Here is a 15,183-nt window from a genome sequence, read left to right as displayed (position 1 = left end):
TTTTATAATTTCTTAATTTTTATTATTTGTTATCACTTAAAACGATAGTGATGTGACTTGTTCTTTTGTTGATTGAACTTGCAGCACCTTTTGCTCTTGGACGGAATCTTTTAAGAGTTGGTCCTTCATTTGCAAATGCTTGTGATACTACTAAGTCTTCTACATTCATTCCATAGTTGTGTTCAGCGTTAGCAGCAGCTGATTTAATAACTTTAGCTACTGGTAAAGAAGCTGATTTAGTTGTGAATTCTAAAATTCCTAATGCTTCGCCCACTTTTTTCCCACGTACTAAGTCTAATACTAGTCTTACTTTACGAGGAGCAATGCGGACTGTCTTAGCGATTGCTTTTGACTCCATGAATGTGCCTCCTTGATTTTACTAATTTCTAAATTATCTTCTTGTTTTTCTGTCGTCTGCAACGTGACCTTTGTAAGTTCTTGTTGGTGCAAACTCACCTAATTTGTGTCCTACCATATCTTCAGTCACATATACAGGTACATGTTTTCTTCCGTCATATACTGCAAAAGTAAGTCCTATGAATGTTGGGAAGATTGTTGAACGACGAGACCAAGTTTTAATTACTTGTTTCTTTTCTTGTTCGTTCATTTTTTCAACTTTTGCTAATAAGTGGTGATCAGCGAATGGTCCTTTTTTTAAACTACGAGCCATTGTGTTATCTCCTTTCCGATACTTTGCATACTTAAGGCTTTGGTAAAGAGCACTTGCTCCTCACCAACTAACCTTTGTTTAATTTTATTATTTAGTTCTAGCACGTACGATAAATTTGTTTGAACGAGCTTTTTTAGAACGAGTTTTCTTACCAAGAGTAGGTTTACCCCATGGTGACATTGGTGATTTACGTCCGATTGAAGTACGTCCTTCACCACCACCGTGTGGGTGATCGTTCGGGTTCATAACAGATCCACGTACAGTTGGTCTTTTACCTAACCAACGAGTTCTACCGGCTTTACCGATATTTACTAGTCCGTGTTGTTCGTTACCAACTTCACCGATTGTAGCACGGCAAGTTGCTAAGATCATTCTTACTTCTCCTGATTTAAGACGTACTAATACGTATTTACCTTCTTTACCAAGTACTTGAGCACTTGCTCCAGCAGAACGTACTAATTGTCCACCTTTACCAGGTTTAAGTTCGATGTTGTGAATTAATGTCCCTACAGGGATGTTTGCTAGTGGTAATGCATTACCAACTTTAATATCAGCAGTTTCACCAGATACTAAGATTTGTCCTACTTTAAGTTCTTTAGGAGCGATGATGTATCTTTTTTCTCCATCTACATAGTGTAATAGAGCGATGTTCGCTGAACGGTTTGGATCGTACTCGATAGTAGCAACTTTTGCTGGTACGTTGTCTTTATTTCTCTTGAAGTCAATAATACGGTATTGTTTTTTGTGTCCTCCACCGTGGTGACGAACTGTAATTTTACCTTGGTTATTTCTTCCCGCTTTTTTCGGTAGCGGCGCTAATAATGACTTTTCTGGTTTGTTAGTTGTAATTTCCGCGAAATCTAATGATGTCATGTTACGACGACCGTTAGTTATAGCTTTATATACTTTAATTGCCATTTGTCATTTTTCCTCCTTAATGGTATTTGTTATTCTTAAGCGAATAATCCTTCGATTGTTTGTCCTTCTGCTAACTTAACGATTGCTTTTCTACGTTTGTTAGTGTAACCACCGTATCTTCCAACACGACGGAATTTTGGTTTGTAGTTCATTACGTTTACTTTCTCAACTTTAACTCCGAAGATTTCTTCGATAGCTTGTTTAATTTGAGTTTTGTGAGCGCGTGTGTCTACTAGGAAAGTGTATTTATTTTCTTGCATTAATAAATAACTTTTTTCAGTTAGTACTGGGCGTTTGATAATATCGCGTGCTTCCATTATGCTAATACCTCCCCAACTTTTTCTACTGCATCTTTAGTGAATACAACTTTGTTGCTTCCTAAGATATCTAATACGTTAAGTCCAGTTGTTTCTACGAATTCAACTCCTGGAATATTTCTTCCTGATAAAACAGTATTTTCTTCTAGTTCAGTAACTACGAATAATACTTTTTTCTCTAGGCTAAGGTTTGATAACATTTCTTTAAAGTTTTTAGTTTTAATTGTATCAAATGATAAACTTTCTAATGCAAATACTTCGTTAGCTGCTACTTTAGAAGATAAAGCAGAACGTAATGCTAAACGACGCATTTTACGAGGCATTTTGAAGCTGTAGCTACGTGGTGTAGGTCCGAATACAATTCCACCTCCACGCCATTGTGGTGAACGGATAGATCCTTGACGAGCACGACCTGTTCCTTTTTGACGCCATGGTTTGCGACCACCACCTGAAACTTCAGAACGTCCTTTTGTTTTGTGTGTACCTTGACGAAGTGATGCTCTTTGTAAAGTTACAGCTTGGAATAAAACGTGTTGATTTGGTTCGATTCCGAATACTGCTTCATTAGCTTCAACTGCACCAACTTTAGTACCGTCTTGTTTAAATAAATCTAATTGTGGCATTATCTAATTTCCTCCTTCCGTATATTTTCCGATTATTTACCAGATTTAACTGCTGATTGGATTTTTACGAAGCTTTTCTTAGATCCTGGAATACATCCTTTAACTAGGATTAATCCATTTTCTACATCTACGCTTACGATTTCTAAGTTTTGAGTAGTAACTGTAACTCCACCCATTTGACCTGGTAATGCTTTACCTTTGAATACACGGTTAGGTGCTACAGGTCCCATTGACCCAGGACGACGGTGGTAACGAGAACCGTGAGCCATTGGTCCGCGGCTTTGTCCATGACGCTTGATTGCCCCTTGGAATCCTTTACCTTTACTTACTCCTGTTACGTCAACTAAGTCCCCTGCTGCAAAAATATCAACTTGGACTTCTTGACCTACTTCATAATTAGCAACTTCTGCATCTCTGATTTCGCGTACGAAACGTTTTGGAGCAGTGTTAGCTTTATCTGCGTGACCTTGTTCAGGTTTGTTCGCAACTTTTACTAAACGGTCTTTACGTTCTTTATCGTAAGGACGTTTATCGTCGAATCCTAATTGGATTGCGTTGTATCCTTCAACTTCTTCTGTTTTCTTTTGTAATACGACGTTACCTTTCGCTTCAACTACTGTTACTGGAATTAATTCTCCATTTTCAGCGAAGATTTGAGTCATACCTACTTTTCTTCCTAAGATACCTTTGGTCATCGAAAGTCACCTCCTATAATTATAATTTTAATTCGATGTCAACACCTGATGGTAAGTTTAAGCTGATTAAAGCGTCAACTGTTTTTTGTGTTGGTTCAATAATATCGATTAGGCGTTTGTGTGTACGTTGTTCGAATTGTTCACGGCTATCTTTGTAAATGTGAACTGAACGTAAGATTGTGTATACTGCTTTTTCCGTTGGTAATGGAATTGGTCCAGAAACTTTTGCTCCAGAACGTTTTGCAGTTTCAACAATTTTCTCTGCACTTTGATCTACTAATCTGTGATCATATCCTTTAAGACGAATACGAATTTTTTGTTTTGCCATCATTTCTCCTCCTATACATTTATTCGCCGCTATCTAGTAGCGACTTCTCCACGAAAGTTCTCCAGCACGCCATGCCATGGCAAAGCGGCCGGGCGTGTCAGTAACCTTTCGCTTCAACGCAAGTCTTTTTCAAGACCAACATTAATTATTATACATGGTAAAAGCATATATTGCAAGTGTTTTGTTAAAAAAATTTAAAAAAATTTTATGAATATGTTTTCTATTTTCTTGTATTTTTTTCTTTAGCTAATATAGACTATATTATATAGAAGAAAAAATTTATTTTTCTCCTGGAAAAATAAAAAACTCAGAGTTTTTACACTCTAAGTTCTTTAAAATTCTTGGTTTATTTTAACGGTAAAATATTGTACTGAATCTCTAGATCAGATGATAATAAATGAGATACTTTACAACGTAGTTTAATATTATCTAATACACCTTGTCTATCTCCAGAAGCTAGTTGTTCTTCTGTTCTATCTACATGAACATTAGCTACAATTTTTCTATTATCATAATCAACAACCAATTCAGTTTCAATTACTAAATCTACTAACTCATATGCTCTGAAGAAATATCCTTTTGCACACATACTAACACATCCATTGTATGCTGTAGCAAATAAATCCATTGGACCATCTTTACTTTCTTCTATAAACATTTTATATTCTCCACCAAGTGGTGTTGTTGCATATGAAGTAAAACCTTCTTTAATTTTTAAATTAGACGTATACATAACTGTCTCCCTTTGTATATTTGATTTTAAGATTTATCTTAATAATTTTATTATACTCTCCTGATTGGTTTTTGTACACTATTTATTCTCGAGAATTCCTTTAACTGTTGCAACTAAGTCTACATCTTTAAATCTATAGTTTACACCAGAAAAATCCATATGTTTCGTGATATCATTTGTTTGTAAAATTAACGTTGCCCCCGATGCCGCCGCAGCCAATGCACCCGGTCGTGAATCTTCTATAGCTATAACATTATTTATGCTAACACCTAATTTTTCAGCTGCTAACAGATAAATATCTGGCGCAGGTTTAGGTGTAACCTTATCTTCTTTTGTAGCTATAACTGATATATATTTTTCAAAACCTTTTCTTTGAAGCCCAGTTTCAATATGTTCTCTTTTTCCATTTGAAGCTACTGCCATTTTTATCCCATGAGTATATAAATATTCCATAAGTTCCGCAATACCTGGTAATACAGGTGCATTATGATAATTATCTAGAATACGCTTAGTAATCTCCGCTTCAAACTTATCATAATCCTCACTAGACATTTCATATCTTTCATTATAGTATCTCTTGCTTGTTTCTTCATTTGTTCCTGAAACATTTTTTATGTAGTCCATTTTATCTAATTTTTGACCTAATACTTCTTCAGTTAAGTCACGCATGTTTTCATAGTAAACTTTTTCCGTATCTACTATCGTTCCATCAAAATCAAATATTACCGCCTCTAATTTTTCCACTTTATTTCTCCTTTTTTCTATTTAAACATATATTTACTATTTTATAATGTATTTACTAAAATTCAAAATTATTTGGACGAAATAAAGAGCAACTTTGAGACTGAAACTTCAATTCCACCTAGTTGCTCCCTTTTATATTTTTCAATATTTATTGCAAAAGTACTATTATATTATTCAAATCTCACTAATTTTTCAGCTTTAATTCTTACAGACGGTCTTCCATCTTTTTCTTTTTTACCTAGTGCAATTAACATCACAGGTACTAAGTTTTCCTCTAACTCAAATAGTTCAGCAACTTTGTCTCTCATAAATCCACCAATAATATTAGTGTCATACCCTTTAGCATAAGCTATATTAGTAAATTGCATCGTCCATAGTCCACAGTCAAAGTAAACACCTTCTCTATTTTTATCAACCGGGATTTTTTCTAATTGAGGAACCATACCTTCTTCAAAGCCGTCTTTAACTTCTTGAGTCATATAACCTTTTTCTACAGCTTCACCATATATCTCATCAAACTTATTATAGTAGTTTAAATCACCTAGCACGATAATCATCGCAGCAGAAGTATCATTTTGAATTTTATTGTAGTTAGCACTACCTAACTTCTCTTTTCCTTCAGGAGTATCTACAACGATATATCTCCAAGGTTGCAGGTTACAAGATGAAGGAGCAATATTCGCTTCATCTAACATCTCTATAATTTCTTCACGTTTAATTTTAACATCAGCATCAAAATACTTAACTGATTTTCTTCCTTTTATCACTTCAAAAAACTCTGGACTCTTCTTACCTAATAGTGCATTAAAAAAGTTTCTCACTTATCTTCTCCTTCTATAAATCTATTTTATATATTCTCTCCGTAAAATCACCTTCTGATCTTAAACAACTTGTAAATTATACTATACTTGATAATTTCTATCAACTAATACAGCTTATAATATAAAAATTAAACAAGTAGCCAATAATATCTCAATCAGCTACTTGCTTTAAACAATAATTTTATATCGCAATAATAATGTGTTCCTTTTACACATCATCAAATTTTCCATTATAAAATTTATCATAATTCTCTATTTCCCTAATAATATATCCAAGATCATCTGTGGTTTTGTTACCATAAGAAGATGATCTGACTCCTCTATTTGCGTATAATTCATCCCTATTAGCTTGAAGTAAGAAAATACTGTAAGTTTATTAAATACATTCCTACTTCTTTTTAATAGTTCTAAATTATCTACCCCCGCATACAAAGATAAATAATCATACTCTGTTTGCGAGTTCGGCCTCACCATATATTCACTACCTTCTTTTCTCAGTTTTTTTAGGATTAACTCCACCAAAAACTCATCTTTCATCTCTTCTACACTAAGTGTCTTTGATAGATATTCTTCTTTACTAGTGAACTTTATCTCTGGTTCAAAATATGTTTTTAACACCGATTCAGGAGGTATAGGTTCTAAGCCCTCAATGATAATTAAATTAACACCATCAAGGTATTCACTAAAAATCTCTAAACCGTTAAGTAAAACAACCGTACCATAAGAAGCAGTTACAATATAACCCCCTCTTCTTACTCTTGTCATTTTATTTAATAGCACCTGCTCAATTTCTTTTTTTGATATAGATTTAAAACTCTCTTCGGTAAATTCAATAAAATCAAAGGTTTGGTCTGGCATATTTTCTAAGACTCTCGCCCAAATATATCTATCCCAACCTAGTGGATTAATAAATAAGATATCTGTCATTATAATCATCCTTTCAAATATCTACACTAAAATCCTAATTCATTACCAAAATCCTCTAATTTATTTACAAGTATCGCCCCCTCTTTAATGTACTCATTCATTGCATAACTCATCTTATCGCCAAATTTTCCCGGTAGGCAGAATACATCAGAACCTACATCTAAGGCGAAATCCACCGTCCTTTGCGTTCCACTTCTCTTTGCCGCTTCCGTCACTAAAAGAGCACATGACAACCCAGCAACAATCCTATTTCTTTCCAGAAATTTATATTTCCTTATAGGCGAAGTTGGAAAATACTCAGATATAATAAGATGGTTTCGTTCTAACTCTTTATAGAGCTTATAACTTTGTTCAGGATAAATAATGTTGTGCCCATGAGCTATTACACCAATAGTGTATCCTTTGCTTTTTAAAGCCCCCTCATGAGCAAGACTATCAACCCCAGTGGCAAGACCACTAACTATTACAAAATTATTCATCGTTAAATACGGCACTATACTATCGAGAGCATCTTTCGAATACGAGGTATTATTCCTACTACCCACTATAGCAATCTTTCTTCTAAATAGAAGTAAATCCTTATTACCTCTGTAAAAGATAACGTACGGATAATCATAAACCCTAAAAAGCTCCTTAGGATAATAAACATCATCACAAAATATATAGTTCACATTATAAAATTCAAAATAACTCTCGAAATCAAACTCCATATTATTATGAAGTTTGGTATAAACTTCCTCAGCATTATCTCCAAAATACACAGATAACTCTGGTATAGATAATTCTAAAATCTTCTCTATGCCATTTAAATCTTTAAACACCCTATGCATCTTTAAAGTTGTAACTTTCTCTATAGCTATTAAAGAAAGCAACACCCTTTTTTGTTCATCTGTAAAACTCTCAATGTACTCCCCCATAATTTTATCCTCTTACTTATCATTTTCTACTAATAAAGCATAATACGCTTTGAATACTTTTAAGAAAATTTCCCCTTGTTGAACATTGTTAATATAAATACTATCTTTAAATTCTATAATATTACTCATTATTCTTATAAGTTCAGAATAACTTTTGCCTTCTTTATAGAATCTATACATTAATCCTTGCCAATAGACAAGCGGCGTTCTAATAAGTACCTGTTCTAACATGTTAACACCAATTACTTCAGGAATATTATTCAACTCTATATGTTGATTATAGAACATGCTTAAAACTTTATTTTTTACAGTTTTATCGAACTTAATTTGTTCATAGACATAATTTTCAACATCCGATGGATACAACTTCGACGTTAAATCTTTGTCCAGTAGTTTTAAATCAAGTGGCACATCAAACTCATCAATACTTAATGAAGTTTTTATACAAACAGCATTTCGTTTTTTTAGATTATGAGCCCAGATTTGATAGAATTCAAATTTTTTGTTTATATTATCCCAACCGTAAAAGAACACTTTCCCTTGATAATAATTTAAAAAATTGTCCACAAATGGTGCATACCTAATATAACTTATACCATCGTAACTTTTTAATTCTTTTATAAATTTGTTTGTATCAATTAACCAGATTAACTTCAATCCAGCTTTCATATATCCTCTTGTTCTAGCTTTAATAAGATCAAAAGGAATAACTGATCTTTGATACTCAAAAGCTATGCTATTATCTTTAATAAATACATCCGCTATTTGAATATCATTATTTTCCCCTGTTTTAAAAATATGTTCGACTTCCACATTACGATATCTTTTTCTAAAATGTTCATAAAGATCTTTCTTCGCTTCTAGATGTTCACTACTCTCTTTCTTGTAAGTTTCAAACTCACAAGAACAATTTTTAGCATGAGCAAAATGCGATTGAATCTTCACACCTTTTTTGAAAATTACTTTCCCTCCACATATCGGACAGTGATACTCCTTATTTTTTTCTATATCGCTATCCAATGCATTAAAAACTTCATCTTTATTATCGTATGCCACGTACATAATGTTTCTCCTCTTTTTTTCGTACTACACTTACAAACTACTTCTAACGCCTCTTATTCAATTGTCAATTTATTTTAAATACCTATATTTTCTATAAACAGAATCATCAACTTCTACTTCTATAAAATCCGTAAGATCCATCCACGTAATCTCATTTTCATGATTATCACTGTCTACTAGGTAAATCTTACTACCCTTCTCACATAGATAAAAGTTTTTCTGTCTATCATACATCCCTTGCATAAAATCCATATCCTCTTCTAAAGAAAAGTCAAGACATCTTTTATACCAAGGTACTTTTGCATGTTTTTTCACCTCTACTACATGATCGTATTTGCTTGCGTTCATAATATCTCCTCCTTCATAATTTTTCCTCTTTTTTTAAACTTATATTACTTTTTACAAACTAAAAGCTCCAAATCTATCGTAATTTCTTTTAGTTTTTCAATATCAGCATCTGTGATAACTTTAGAAAATGTTAAAGGTGTCATCTTTAGAAAACTTGCCGCCTGCGTCTGCGTTAATCGAAATGTATCGCTTACCGTTATCCTCTCCACGATAGTACAATTCTCCTCGATTAGGCTCACAGTATCGCTATTCGTATATTCCTTACCACCGATTAACTCTCTAATTTCCCTTAGATAATTAGCATTAGGAATAACCTTAATCAAATACCCTTCATCTCCAAGCACTCTGAAAAACTCTTCATAATTCGCTGGTGTTAATATATTCAAGATACACGAAACACTGCCATCTTTGAACGGAAGATTAGCCAAGTTAGCAACCATATATGGATTCAATTTATCCTCTTTAACAGCTAATTCTATCGCGTCCTTACTATTGTCTAGACCATAAAAATATTTCTCAGGAAATACTGTCTTTAACTTCTTGATGTAATAGCCTTCTCCACACCCGATGTCTAACACCACATCTTCAGCATACTTTTCAACTAAATTTTGGATATTTTTTAAAACATTCATATAAAAATCATTACCAAAAACTTCGCTACGAGCTTTAAACAACTCTTCACTATATTTTGTAGGCTTATAATTATTTATTAAATGAATATATCCTTTTTTAGAAAAATCATAACGATGATTATTACTACAAACCAAACTAATATTCTCTATACAAGACTCTGATAAACACTTTGGACAAAGGTATATTTTTTCTTGATTAAACTTCTTTATTACATTCTCTATTCTCATTAAAACGCCTCTATACTTTCTAAGTTTATTGTATCAAATTTCCTTCAATATTGATAGCAAAAAACGGCTAAAATATTAGAAAATTTCATTTTTTTCAGTTTTCTTCAAAACTTTATTTTTATTAACTAATTACCGATTTCATTCCACTATTTTAAAACAAAAAATGACGACACAATCCTTTAGAATATTTTTATCGTCATTATATTTATATATTAATATTTTTTATTATTTTATACGGAAGAGACTCAGAAATCGTGATTTCGGAAAAATTGATTTCGTCAAGCCACTTCCGCAGTGGTTTATTAGTTATCGAAAAAGCTTTTATAAAGCGAATGTAGATATCAATAAAACCTTGCATCTATGAGTTTTTATATGAACTTTTAAAAAATTTAAGATCTTTGTATTAACCCTAATATATTAAACCGTTATTTCTTTTTTCGCTCTCTTAACTCTTTAAAAAAATTCTTCATCAGCATAGAGCACTCTTCTTCAAGCACCCCAGAGATAACCTTAGCCTGATGATTAAATTCATTCTCACCTACTAAATCAATGCAACTACCACAGCAACCGTACTTAGGATCACTCGCACCATAAATAACATTTTCAACTCTAGCTTGAACAATTGCTCCACTACACATAACACAAGGCTCAACAGTAGTATACAAATAACTATTGTCAAGTCTCCAAAAACCTTGCTTCTCGCAACCTTCTTTAATAACTAACATCTCTGCGTGGTTCAACGCCTGTTGATTTTCTTCACGAGTATTATGAGCCTTCGCAACAACCTTATCATCAATAACTAGCACAGCCCCAATCGGAACTTCCCCTTTAGCGTAAGCTCTCCGCGCTTCTTCTAACGCCATCTCCATATAATAAGAATGATCTTTCACACCACTACATCCTTCCACAAATACTTTTTTCAATTAATTATATCATATTTAGAAATCAATAGGGGTAAAAAATAGACAGTATAGAAATTCATTTGTTCCCTGAATTTAAAAAGGGAGTGATTCAAAAATCGTTATTTCGAAGAAATCGATTTTTTAGAGTCATCCCCGCACAGTTTATTAGATATCTAAAAAGCTTTTATAAAGTGAACTTAGATATCAATAAACCACTGCGTCTATGAGGTTTTATATAAACCTTGTTAAAATTTAGGGCTTTCGGGGCAGCCACGATAGAAAAAAACTTAACAAAATTAATTTCAAAACTAATTTTGTTAAGTCTCCCCTCTTAAACCCTAGTGATTATTAAGCCAATAATATACATTTAAAAATATAATTATAGCTATAAACAAGAATGTCAGCATCCCTAGAACTATAGCGTGTATTTTTCTTTTGAAATATAGATATCCAATAAATTCTCTAATGAAGGCATTTAGCGTAAAATAGAATTTTGTCGGTGCTCCATAACCAATACATCTAAAACCTAAAGTTCTTGCTTGGACTAATGCTCGGTAGACATGATAATAATTCGTCACCACAGCGAAACTTTTATCAGCTGGAATAAATTTCTTCGAAAAAATAATATTTTCTTCGGTAGAAGTCGATTTATCTTCTAGAATTATATCATTCTCATCAATCCCCTGCTCAAGAGCATAGTTTTTCATCGCAAAGGCTTCAGATACTATTTCATCAGGACCTTGACCTCCCGACATAATTAGTTTACTTCCAGGATTAGCTTTATAAACTTTTATCCCTTTTCTTATTCTACTAGCAAGAAGTGGTGTTACCCTCTCACCAATCAATCCTGCACCCAAGACTACTACATAATCAATCCTTCTCGGCAAAATATTAATGACATTTAGAACACTAGATACTAAGTAAGACATTGCTATACACAAAAAATACAATACTACTAATCCAACATAAGAATAAAGTGCACTCAATGTTAAATTACCATAAGTATAGTCAGCAACACGTGGCCAATATATAAAATAACCTACCAGAAAGAAGAACGTAGCTAGACTCAGTAGATTCCCAATCCTTAATCCTTCTCTTCTAATAAGCATAAATGAATTGTATAAAAACATAATTACTACTACAATTGGTAGCAAAGTGAATATTACCACCGCTATAACAAGTAATACTACACCAAAATTATAAACAAACTTATTACCTGCCGCATTATTAGTGATAAGTGCCATTACATAAAAAATAAAACTCAAACCTGTCGCTATAAAAAATATCCCTAGAAATAAATTTCTTCTGTCGAAATACAGAACAGATAAGAACAACAAAAGAAATATTACAAAAACTATAAACGAACCTATTATCATAAAAACCTCCTGCTTATATACTTATATTATAGATTATATTGTAAACTAACAGACATGTCAATTACACCTAAGAATATAAAAACTCTATTTTCATCTCTCCACTTAATATATTTCATGACAGACTTCAAATCAAACATATTTTTCATTAAAAAGAAGAGACTATATTTATATCAAAAAAATTTTTTATGTTTTTAATTATCAATAAAATATCATTATATTAAATTCGAAATCAAACCGTATTCTCTTTCTATAGACTATTTGTTCTATAGACGAATTATATTTTCAAATATATATTTTATATAAATTTCTTTATTTTTGAGAAAATTTAGCACTATTTAACATAACTCTACTCTGTGCTATAATAATCTTGTAAATTTAATAATAAAAGGAGGAAAGTTACATGCAGAAAAAAATCAAAACTTTTCTAATATTTTTAGGAACATTACTTCTATGTTTCGTTATAAGTAGTCTAGGAGAAAAAGATGCTAAAGCAGACGAAGTTACCACTCCAAAATCCGAAAACACTTTACCTACTACTGATACAAACACCGTTGTTAAACCACCTATTAAAGATTGTACAACAGTATACTTACCTTTATACAACCAAAATAAAGAAGAAGTTATGGACGATCTGACTTTTGAATTAAAAGGGAATAACGAAGTTATAACAGCTAAAAATGACGAAGGAGAAATTGGTGCAAAATTAAAAAATAATGTTAGTTACACTATTACTCTTCTTGAAAATGATAAATATACGTTAAAACCTTTTAGTTTCACAGTAAAAAATGGCTCTCCAATTAGGGATGACAACAACGAACTTATATACAATTTAGATTTAGAGAAAAAAACTAAAGCAGCTGTTGAAAAACCTAAGAGTAGAACTACTCTATATCTTTCTGTCCTAGAAGGCAAAGAAGAATCTGAAACTGACTTAACTTTTGAATTTAAGCATGGCGATGAAACTATTGTCTCAAAAAATGATGTTGGTCAAGTTGGTGCAAAATTACTTAACGATACTAGTTACCTAGTAAAATTACAAAATAATGATAAGTATGATTTCAAAGAATTCAGCTTTACATTAAAAAATGGAACACCTTATCGTGATGACAATAAAGAGCTATTAGTTAGTCTTGATATAATAAAAAAAGCCACTAACTCTACACCGCTACCAGAAGCTCCTAAACCGGACACTCCAAAACCAGAAACAAACAAACCGGATAAAGATCCTAATGATTGCGGATGCGAAACACCTAAACAAGATAAAGTAACTATTAAACAGCTTAAAGTTGTCGATATTAAAGACCCTGAAGGTGATACTATTAAAGAGCCTTTGACATTTGTATTCTTTAATGTATCAAAACAAAAACCTGCAGGAGAGTATACATCAACAGATGGAAAACTTCCAAAAGTTGAAATGTTGGTAGATGATGAATACGAAGTTTACCTTAAAACAAACGATAAATACGGTATGAGACATCGTCACTTCTACGCATTTATGAATCATTATCCAATAGATATGGAAGATGAACACGAAAGATATACTGATAGATTAGAAGTTATTAAAAAAGATAAAGATTATGTAGAACCTAAACAACCTGCAGTAACAGCTAGAATGCAAGTAAGATATAAAGGTAAATTACTAAAAGAACCTGTTACATTCGAATTTGTAAGCAACGGCGAAACACTAAAAGCTACTAGTAAAGACGGTCTTGTATCTGTTGATTTACATGAAAATACAGATTACATGGTAGGAGTTGTAAATAACGATAAATATGATATTGAAACTTTCCCAGTAGTTATTAAAAATAAACAAGTCGGGAAATTCCCTTATGACCACCGTACTTGTTGGTTAGTTGAACACCTTGACCTTTTAGATAAAGGTACAATTTCTACAACTAATCCTCACTATACTATTGCTACAAAAGATGAAAAAGTAAGAATCTCCGGTATGGATTTTAAAGATTTAAACCTTGATGTTAAAACAATTGACCCTACAACTATCCCAGCTTTAAAAGGAATGGATGCATTAGTATATGATATCAGCTTCATAAATATATATAGACATGAAATCGTAAATCTTAAAGGGGATTTCACAGTAACTGTTCCTAAAGATAGAAACAAAAAAGTTAAAGCAATCTACTACATCAATGACTTCGGTAAACTAGAAAAACAAGACGCTATCCCAGGTGAATTTAATAGTGTAATTACTTTTAAAACAACTCACTTTTCTAGATATGCTCTTGTCTATGGAGAAGATAAAGAAACTACTGTAAAACCTAATGAAGATTCTAATAAACCTGTAGCTCCTACAGTTAAACCTAACGATGATTCTAACAAACCTGTAGCTCCTGCGGTTAAACCTAACGATGATTCTAACAAACCTGTAGTTCCTTCAGTTAAACCTTTAGGTGACTCTACTAAACCAGTGAGCATGAACGTTCAAGATGCCCCTAGATTAGAGGTACCAGCATACGGTAATGCTGAAATCAAAAAAATAATAACTCAGATGGAACAAATCATCAACAAAATCAAAGATGGCGAAAAAAATGGAGCTAAAGCTGAGGATATCAAAGTATTAAAAGAAAGACTTGCCAACTTACAAGAAGCTTTCGATACACTAAGCCAAAACTTACCAGCTATCAATAAAGTTCCTGAATTCGACTTAACTAAACTTAGTATACCAGATAAAAACCAACAAGTTGACACTATTGACGAAAACTTCAATCAAACTAATTCTGTAACTAGAGATGAAGCTAATTCTGATGGCAAAATTAGCAATTCATCTAATTCAAAAACTACAACTAAACCGGATATTAAAACAAAAGAAGTATTACCAAATACTGGTATGAACTCTACTAGTTCTGCAGCAATTGGACTAGGATTAATTTCTTTAATAGGACTTGCTATTAGACGCAAACTTGCTAAATAATCAGCTAGTTGCT

Annotated in this window: 18 protein-coding genes; 1 reads left to right on the top strand and 17 read right to left on the bottom strand. The window is 32.4% G+C overall.

Annotation, left to right across the window (positions count from 1 at the left end):
• Positions 1-22 precede the first annotated feature (22 nt).
• The 17 genes from rplV to ACO6OL_RS00670 all read right to left on the bottom strand — a co-directional run bounded on the left by rplV (position 23) and on the right by ACO6OL_RS00670 (position 12,241).
• Positions 23-358, bottom strand: a complete 336-nt coding sequence (gene rplV, locus ACO6OL_RS00750) for a 50S ribosomal protein L22 (RefSeq protein WP_003144105.1) — start codon at positions 356-358, stop codon at positions 23-25.
• 33 nt (positions 359-391) lie between these two features.
• Positions 392-670 (bottom strand): 30S ribosomal protein S19, encoded by a 279-nt coding sequence (rpsS, locus tag ACO6OL_RS00745; RefSeq protein ID WP_003144310.1) that lies wholly within the window; start codon positions 668-670, stop codon positions 392-394.
• Positions 671-757: 87 nt separating this feature from the next.
• Complete coding sequence (rplB, locus tag ACO6OL_RS00740; RefSeq protein ID WP_003144367.1) at positions 758-1,588, bottom strand: 50S ribosomal protein L2; 831 nt, start codon at positions 1,586-1,588, stop codon at positions 758-760.
• 35 nt (positions 1,589-1,623) lie between these two features.
• Positions 1,624-1,905, bottom strand: coding sequence for a 50S ribosomal protein L23 (rplW, locus tag ACO6OL_RS00735; protein WP_003144216.1), 282 nt, complete (start codon positions 1,903-1,905; stop codon positions 1,624-1,626).
• Complete coding sequence (rplD, locus tag ACO6OL_RS00730; RefSeq protein WP_048802796.1) at positions 1,905-2,528, bottom strand: 50S ribosomal protein L4; 624 nt, start codon at positions 2,526-2,528, stop codon at positions 1,905-1,907. The genes rplW and rplD overlap by 1 nt, the downstream gene beginning before the upstream one ends.
• 32 nt (positions 2,529-2,560) lie before the next feature.
• The gene (gene rplC, locus ACO6OL_RS00725) at positions 2,561-3,223 is read right to left on the bottom strand and encodes a 50S ribosomal protein L3 (protein ID WP_003144195.1); all 663 of its coding nucleotides are present in this window, start codon (positions 3,221-3,223) and stop codon (positions 2,561-2,563) included.
• Positions 3,224-3,242: 19 nt separating this feature from the next.
• Positions 3,243-3,551, bottom strand: coding sequence for a 30S ribosomal protein S10 (rpsJ, locus tag ACO6OL_RS00720; protein ID WP_003147624.1), 309 nt, complete (start codon positions 3,549-3,551; stop codon positions 3,243-3,245).
• A 346-nt stretch (positions 3,552-3,897) separates the two neighbouring features.
• The gene (locus ACO6OL_RS00715) at positions 3,898-4,284 is read right to left on the bottom strand and encodes an OsmC family protein (RefSeq protein ID WP_448913903.1); all 387 of its coding nucleotides are present in this window, start codon (positions 4,282-4,284) and stop codon (positions 3,898-3,900) included.
• A gap of 78 nt (positions 4,285-4,362) precedes the next feature.
• Complete coding sequence (locus tag ACO6OL_RS00710; protein WP_485501797.1) at positions 4,363-5,028, bottom strand: HAD family hydrolase; 666 nt, start codon at positions 5,026-5,028, stop codon at positions 4,363-4,365.
• A gap of 170 nt (positions 5,029-5,198) precedes the next feature.
• The gene (locus ACO6OL_RS00705; RefSeq protein WP_314159781.1) at positions 5,199-5,849 is read right to left on the bottom strand and encodes a nitroreductase family protein; all 651 of its coding nucleotides are present in this window, start codon (positions 5,847-5,849) and stop codon (positions 5,199-5,201) included.
• A 252-nt stretch (positions 5,850-6,101) separates the two neighbouring features.
• Positions 6,102-6,776 carry a hypothetical protein gene (locus ACO6OL_RS00700; protein ID WP_485501796.1) on the bottom strand — a complete coding sequence of 225 codons (675 nt, stop codon included), beginning with the start codon at positions 6,774-6,776 and terminating at the stop codon, positions 6,102-6,104.
• A 26-nt stretch (positions 6,777-6,802) separates the two neighbouring features.
• Positions 6,803-7,693: a DNA-processing protein DprA gene (gene dprA, locus ACO6OL_RS00695; protein ID WP_485501795.1), complete on the bottom strand. Its 891-nt coding sequence runs from the start codon at positions 7,691-7,693 to the stop codon at positions 6,803-6,805.
• Positions 7,694-7,705: 12 nt separating this feature from the next.
• Entirely contained in the window at positions 7,706-8,755 is a 1,050-nt protein-coding gene (locus tag ACO6OL_RS00690) for a competence protein CoiA (protein ID WP_314159784.1), read from the bottom strand.
• 69 nt (positions 8,756-8,824) lie between these two features.
• Positions 8,825-9,103 carry a hypothetical protein gene (locus tag ACO6OL_RS00685; RefSeq protein WP_314159785.1) on the bottom strand — a complete coding sequence of 93 codons (279 nt, stop codon included), beginning with the start codon at positions 9,101-9,103 and terminating at the stop codon, positions 8,825-8,827.
• Positions 9,104-9,147: 44 nt separating this feature from the next.
• A complete protein-coding gene (locus ACO6OL_RS00680) occupies positions 9,148-9,963 on the bottom strand; it encodes a methyltransferase domain-containing protein (protein ID WP_485501794.1) in 816 nt (271 codons plus the stop codon).
• A gap of 425 nt (positions 9,964-10,388) precedes the next feature.
• On the bottom strand, positions 10,389-10,853 hold the full coding sequence (gene tadA, locus ACO6OL_RS00675) for a tRNA adenosine(34) deaminase TadA (protein WP_314395788.1): 465 nt from the start codon (positions 10,851-10,853) through the stop codon (positions 10,389-10,391).
• A gap of 350 nt (positions 10,854-11,203) precedes the next feature.
• On the bottom strand, positions 11,204-12,241 hold the full coding sequence (locus ACO6OL_RS00670; RefSeq protein ID WP_485501793.1) for a YdcF family protein: 1,038 nt from the start codon (positions 12,239-12,241) through the stop codon (positions 11,204-11,206).
• Positions 12,242-12,641: 400 nt separating this feature from the next.
• Between ACO6OL_RS00670 and ACO6OL_RS00665 the strand changes: the two genes are divergently transcribed.
• Positions 12,642-15,170 (top strand): LPXTG cell wall anchor domain-containing protein, encoded by a 2,529-nt coding sequence (locus tag ACO6OL_RS00665; RefSeq protein WP_485501792.1) that lies wholly within the window; start codon positions 12,642-12,644, stop codon positions 15,168-15,170.
• The last annotated feature ends 13 nt before the right edge of the window (positions 15,171-15,183 follow it).

This window comes from Gemella sp. (assembly GCF_057272915.1).
The sequence above is the reverse complement of the archived record's forward strand: the minus strand, read 5'-3'. Positions and strand labels throughout refer to the sequence as shown.

Bases quoted from the DNA above. Each gene is read 5' to 3' on its own strand.
- rplV (WP_003144105.1), bottom strand. From the start codon at position 358: ATGGAGTCAAAAGCAATCGCTAAGACAGTCCGCATTGCTCCTCGTAAA.
- rpsS (WP_003144310.1), bottom strand. From the start codon at position 670: ATGGCTCGTAGTTTAAAAAAAGGACCATTCGCTGATCACCACTTATTA.
- rplB (WP_003144367.1), bottom strand. From the start codon at position 1,588: ATGGCAATTAAAGTATATAAAGCTATAACTAACGGTCGTCGTAACATG.
- rplW (WP_003144216.1), bottom strand. From the start codon at position 1,905: ATGGAAGCACGCGATATTATCAAACGCCCAGTACTAACTGAAAAAAGT.
- rplD (WP_048802796.1), bottom strand. From the start codon at position 2,528: ATGCCACAATTAGATTTATTTAAACAAGACGGTACTAAAGTTGGTGCA.
- rplC (WP_003144195.1), bottom strand. From the start codon at position 3,223: ATGACCAAAGGTATCTTAGGAAGAAAAGTAGGTATGACTCAAATCTTC.
- rpsJ (WP_003147624.1), bottom strand. From the start codon at position 3,551: ATGGCAAAACAAAAAATTCGTATTCGTCTTAAAGGATATGATCACAGA.
- ACO6OL_RS00715 (WP_448913903.1), bottom strand. From the start codon at position 4,284: ATGTATACGTCTAATTTAAAAATTAAAGAAGGTTTTACTTCATATGCA.
- ACO6OL_RS00700 (WP_485501796.1), bottom strand. From the start codon at position 6,776: ATGACAGATATCTTATTTATTAATCCACTAGGTTGGGATAGATATATT.
- dprA (WP_485501795.1), bottom strand. From the start codon at position 7,693: ATGGGGGAGTACATTGAGAGTTTTACAGATGAACAAAAAAGGGTGTTG.
- ACO6OL_RS00690 (WP_314159784.1), bottom strand. From the start codon at position 8,755: ATGTACGTGGCATACGATAATAAAGATGAAGTTTTTAATGCATTGGAT.
- ACO6OL_RS00685 (WP_314159785.1), bottom strand. From the start codon at position 9,103: ATGAACGCAAGCAAATACGATCATGTAGTAGAGGTGAAAAAACATGCA.
- ACO6OL_RS00680 (WP_485501794.1), bottom strand. From the start codon at position 9,963: ATGAGAATAGAGAATGTAATAAAGAAGTTTAATCAAGAAAAAATATAC.
- ACO6OL_RS00670 (WP_485501793.1), bottom strand. From the start codon at position 12,241: ATGATAATAGGTTCGTTTATAGTTTTTGTAATATTTCTTTTGTTGTTC.
- ACO6OL_RS00665 (WP_485501792.1), top strand. From the start codon at position 12,642: ATGCAGAAAAAAATCAAAACTTTTCTAATATTTTTAGGAACATTACTT.